Origin of the sequence: Mycobacterium sp. 1165178.9 (assembly GCF_001673555.1) — a bacterium.
Classification (GTDB): Bacteria; Actinomycetota; Actinomycetes; order Mycobacteriales; family Mycobacteriaceae; genus Mycobacterium.
Genome location: NZ_LZMB01000065.1, coordinates 1 through 4,841 on the forward strand (window position 1 = coordinate 1; position 4,841 = coordinate 4,841).

The window sequence follows — 4,841 nt, forward strand, 5'->3', positions numbered from 1 at the left end:
CCGCCCCGGCGCGGTCATCTTGGCGGACAACGTGATTCGGCAGGGACAGATCCTCGATCCGGAATCCAACGCTCAGGCGCAAGCTGTGCGTCAAACGCTACAGGCGATGGGCGAGGATCCGCGGCTGGACACTGCGGTGATCCAGACGGTGGGCGCCAAGCACTGGGACGGCTTCGCGCTCGCGCTGGTGCGTTAGCGCGGGGCGAGGTCGGCGACGGCCTGCTCGGCCGAAATGAGTTCGCCTATCCGCAAAGCCGTGTCGCCGGCGTACAGGGCCGCGCTGTCCAACCAGGAATCGGGCACGCCGGCCACGGGTGCCAGCGGCGTGAAGAACGGGAGGGCCGGCGACTGCAGACGCATCAGCGGCCCCGCGTCGAAATAGCCCAGCGCCGACAGCGGGCGGCTGGCCGCGTTCAGGGCGGCGGGCAGCGCCTTGGCCTTCCCGTCTTGGCCGCACCACCGGCGGGTGGCCGCGTTGGGCACGACGCGGTGGCGCAACGGCCAGCTCAGGCCGAACAGGTTCGTTTCGATCGTCCTGTCCGCCCGGAGGATTCGCCGCTGGTACTCGCGGCTCGCGTTGGCTTCGTGCGTCAACAGGAATCGCGTGCCGGCGATGACACCGCTGGCGCCGGCATCCAGCGCGGCGCGGGTATCGGGACCGGTGGCGACACCGCCGGCCACGAACACCGGGCGGTTGGCGGCCACGGTGAGGGCGTGTGGCAGAAAGTCCAGCGCCGCCATGGTTCCCACGAGATGGCCACCGGCCTCGCGTCCCTGAGCGATCAAACCATCGGCGCCGCAAGCGATCGCGGTACGCGCCTGCGCTTCGGTGCCCACCATGACGAATACGAAGATCCCGGCATCGCGTAGGTGCGCGACGAGCCCACGCTTCTCGCCGAACGCCAGCACGACGGCGTCCACCCGGGCGTCGACGCAGACGGAGACGTGACGACGATGGACGAAGGGCATCAACAGGTTTACCGCGACGGCGCGGTCCGGAGCCTGCGCGCGCACCTGTTCGATCGACGCTCGGAGCCGGCGGGGCGTGTCGATGCCCAACGTGCCGAGCCCGCCCGCCCGGGCGACCGCGCCCGCCAACGCCGGGCCCGCCAGTCCGCCACCCATGCCGGCCTGTCCGACCGGTACATCGAGGCGCAGCCGGTCCGCGATATCCATGCCCTGAGACGCTACGCGCCATATAGTTACGGCCACGCAGAGCGGTCCCGTGGCGCCGCTTTTCATTTGCTGGCGCCTGGCGTACCGGCGTAATCTTGATCACAGATGGATGGGTGCAGTCCGGCTCAAAAGGCTTGCTGCATAACAGAAAGGTCACAAAATGAGTACAGTCCATTCATCAATCGATCACCATCCCGATCTGTTGGCTCTGCGTGCGCGCTACGAGCGCGTCGCCGAGTCGATGAGCGCGCATGTCACGTTCGGCCTGGCCCTGCTGACGGGCCTGTATGTGGCCGCGTCGCCGTGGATCGTTGGATTCAACGCCACGGCATCGCTCGCCACGTCCGACCTGATCGTGGGGATCGCGGCGGCGTTCTTGGCCTACGGGTTCGCGACGACGCTGGATCGCGCGCACGGCATGACCTGGACGTTGCCGGTGCTGGGCGTGTGGGTCATCGTCTCGACTTGGATCCTGCCGGGTGTCACGATGAGCGCCGGCATGACCTGGTCGAATGTCGTCGCGGGTGCGTTGTTGACATTCTTGGGCCTCAACGCGACCTACTTCGGCATGCGCACACGCGCGTCGGGCACGCACGCGTAGCCGCGAACTCGGTTAAACCGCAAGGCGATTCGCTCGGCCCGGGCCGGATCCCACGGCCCGGGGCGGCGATCAGCCGCAGACCGCGCCGATCGCGGCCGAGCTGACCAGCTTTACATACTTGGCCAGCACGCCGGTCTTGTAGCGCGGCTCCGGCGGGGCGAAACCCTTTCGGCGAGCCTCGAATTCGGACGGGTCGGTCAGCACGTCGAGCACATGGTTGGCCACGTCCAGGCGGATGCGGTCGCCGTCGTGCAGGAAGGCGATCGGTCCGGCGTCGACCGCCTCGGGCGCGATGTGACCGACGCACAGGCCGGTGGTCCCGCCGGAGAACCGGCCGTCGGTCAGCAGCAGCACGTCCTTGCCCAGACCGGCTCCCTTGATGGCACCGGTGATCGCCAGCATTTCGCGCATGCCGGGGCCGCCCTTGGGGCCTTCGTAGCGGATCACCACGGCGTCACCCTTGGTGATGGTGCCGTCCTCCAAGGCGTCCAGCGCCGCCCGCTCGCCGTCGAAAACCCTTGCGGTGCCCTCGAACACATCGGAATCGAAACCCGCCGACTTCACCACCGCCCCCTCGGGCGCCAGCGAGCCCCGCAGGATGGTGATCCCGCCGGTCGGGTGGATGGGATTGCTCAGCGCGCGCAGCACCTTGCCGTCCGGGTCGGGCGGCGCGATCTCGGCCAGGTTCTCGGCCACCGTCGCGCCGGTCACCGTCAGGCAGTCGCCGCGCAGCAGCCCGGCGTCCAGCAACGCCTTCATCACCACCGGCACGCCGCCGATGTGGTCGACATGGGACATGACGTGGCGCCCAAACGGCTTCACGTCAGCGAGGTGTGGAACCTTCGACCCGATCCGGCTGAAATCGTCGAGTGAGAGCTCGACGCCGGCCTCGTGGGCGATGGCGAGCAGGTGCAGCACCGCGTTGGTCGACCCGCCGAACGCCATCACCACCGCGATCGCGTTGTCGAAGGCCTCCTTGGTGAGGATGTCGCGGGCGGTGATGCCGCGCCGGAGCAGCTCGACGACGGCCGCGCCGCTGCGCCGCGCGAACCCGTCGCGGCGGCGGTCGGTCGCCGGTGGCGCCGCGCTGCCTGGCAACGACATCCCGAGCGCCTCGGCCGCGCTGGCCATCGTGTTGGCGGTGTACATGCCACCGCACGCGCCCTCACCGGGGCAGATCGCGCGTTCGATAGCGTCGACGTCCTCGCGTGGCATCAGGCCCCGGGCGCAGGCACCGACCGCCTCGAACGCGTCGATGATGGTGACCTCGCGCTCGCTGCCGTCGGACAGCTTGGCCACCCCGGGCAGGATGGACCCCGCGTAAAGGAACACCGAGGCCAGGTCGAGCCGTGCGGCTGCCATCAGCATTCCGGGCAGCGACTTGTCGCACCCGGCCAGCAGCACCGATCCGTCGAGCCGCTCGGCCTGCATCACCGTCTCGACGCTGTCGGCGATCACCTCGCGCGACACCAGCGAGAAGTGCATCCCCTCGTGCCCCATCGAGATGCCGTCGGACACCGAGATGGTGCCGAACTCCAGCGGGTATCCGCCGGCCGAGAACACGCCCTCCTTGACCGCCTTGGCGAGCCGGTCCAGCGAGAGGTTGCACGGGGTGATCTCGTTCCAGGACGACGCCACCCCGATCTGCGGCTTGGCGAAGTCTTCGTCTCCCATGCCTACGGCCCGCAGCATGCCCCGGGCGGCGGCCTTCTCCAGGCCGTCGGTGACGTCACGACTACGCGGCTTGATGTCGGCGGTGGTCGCCGAATCGGTGGTGGGCATCGTTCAAGTATGCGCTGGCCAGTCCCGATGGCCATTTCCGGGGTTATACCCCAATGGGGTATAACCTGGAGTTCGGCGTGATGCCGCCGCAGGGCGGGCGACTCAGCAGGGGTGACAAATGACGAACGACCACGGGTATTCGCAGCAGAAGGACAACTACGCCAAGCGGCTGCGGCGCATCGAGGGCCAGGTGCGTGGCATCGCCCGGATGATCGAGGAGGACAAGTACTGCATCGACGTCCTCACCCAGGTCAGCGCCGTCAACAGCGCCCTGCGCTCGGTCGCCCTGAATCTGCTCGACGAGCACCTGAGTCACTGCGTCACCCGCGCCGTCGCCGAGGGCGGCGACGATGCTCAAGCCAAGCTCGACGAGGCGTCCGCCGCGATCGCGCGGCTGGTTCGTTCTTGATCGGTGATGCAGTTGAGACCTTCGCTGCGGCCGTGATGCGGGGGCAGGCGTGGTTGCGGTCCGTACGGTAAGGCAGTGTGATCGCATTAGGCGCGACAACCCAGGAAGTGGGTAGTCCGGCCGATACAGAAGCCATGACTGCCGAAATCAACGCTGCCGCGCGAACGTGGACCCCACGGATCGCGGCTCAGTTGGCTGTGCTGGCGGCCGCGGCCTTCACCTACGTCACCGCCGAGATTCTGCCGGTCGGCGCGCTGCCGGCCATCGCTCGCGACCTGCACGTCAGTCTGTTCGCGGTCGGAACGCTGCTGACCTGGTATGCCTTCGTGGCGGCCCTGACGACGTTTCCGCTGGTGCGCTGGACCGCGCATTGGCCGCGGCGGCGCGCGCTCATGCTCAGCCTGACCTGCCTGACGGTCTCGCAGGCGATCTCGGCACTGGCGCCCAATATCGCCGTGCTGGCCGCCGGCCGGGTGCTCTGCGCGATCACCCATGGCCTGCTGTGGGCGGTCATCGCACCGATCGCGACCCGGCTGGTGCCGCCGAGCCATGCGGGGCGCGCCACCATGTCGATCTACGTCGGCACCAGCCTCGCGCTGGTGGTGGGGAGCCCCCTGACCGCGGCCTTGAGCCTGATGTGGGGCTGGCGCCTGGCCGTCGTGTGCGTCACCGTCGCGGCCGCCGCCGTCACGTTCGCCGCCCGGCTGATGCTGCCGGAGATGGTGCTCACCGAGGACCAGCTCGCCCACGTGGGCCCCAGGTCACGACACCACCGCAACCCCCGGCTGATTCTGGTGAGCGTGCTGGCGATGATCGCGGTCACCGGCCACTTCGTGTCCTACACCTTCATCGTCGAGATCATCCGCAACGTCC

The 4,841-nt window shown here is 68.7% G+C and carries 5 protein-coding genes and 1 pseudogene; 4 read left to right on the forward strand and 2 right to left on the reverse strand.

Annotation, left to right across the window (positions count from 1 at the left end; genetic code table 11):
• Positions 1 to 196 (forward strand): annotated as a pseudogene (locus tag A5652_RS03325) (O-methyltransferase); the annotation flags it as partial.
• Here A5652_RS03325 and A5652_RS03330 read toward each other — a convergent pair.
• On the reverse strand, positions 193 to 1,176 hold the full coding sequence (locus A5652_RS03330; protein ID WP_067346608.1) for a nitronate monooxygenase: 984 nt from the start codon (positions 1,174 to 1,176) through the stop codon (positions 193 to 195). The pseudogene A5652_RS03325 and the gene A5652_RS03330 sit on opposite strands and share 4 nt — an antisense overlap.
• Before the next feature lie 160 nt (positions 1,177 to 1,336).
• On the opposite strand from A5652_RS03330, the gene A5652_RS03335 reads away from it, so the two are divergent.
• Positions 1,337 to 1,777 carry an SPW repeat protein gene (locus A5652_RS03335; protein WP_067346610.1) on the forward strand — a complete coding sequence of 147 codons (441 nt, stop codon included), beginning with the start codon at positions 1,337 to 1,339 and terminating at the stop codon, positions 1,775 to 1,777.
• Positions 1,778 to 1,846: 69 nt separating this feature from the next.
• Here the strand turns inward: A5652_RS03335 and ilvD are convergent, their stop codons facing one another.
• The gene (ilvD, locus tag A5652_RS03340; protein WP_067346613.1) at positions 1,847 to 3,559 is read right to left on the reverse strand and encodes a dihydroxy-acid dehydratase; all 1,713 of its coding nucleotides are present in this window, start codon (positions 3,557 to 3,559) and stop codon (positions 1,847 to 1,849) included.
• Positions 3,560 to 3,677: 118 nt separating this feature from the next.
• On the opposite strand from ilvD, the gene A5652_RS03345 reads away from it, so the two are divergent.
• A complete protein-coding gene (locus A5652_RS03345) occupies positions 3,678 to 3,968 on the forward strand; it encodes a metal-sensitive transcriptional regulator (RefSeq protein WP_067346615.1) in 291 nt (96 codons plus the stop codon).
• Between the two features lie 134 nt (positions 3,969 to 4,102).
• Positions 4,103 to 4,841: MFS transporter (locus A5652_RS03350; RefSeq protein WP_156745129.1), on the forward strand; the 739-nt coding region annotated here is incomplete at its 3' end.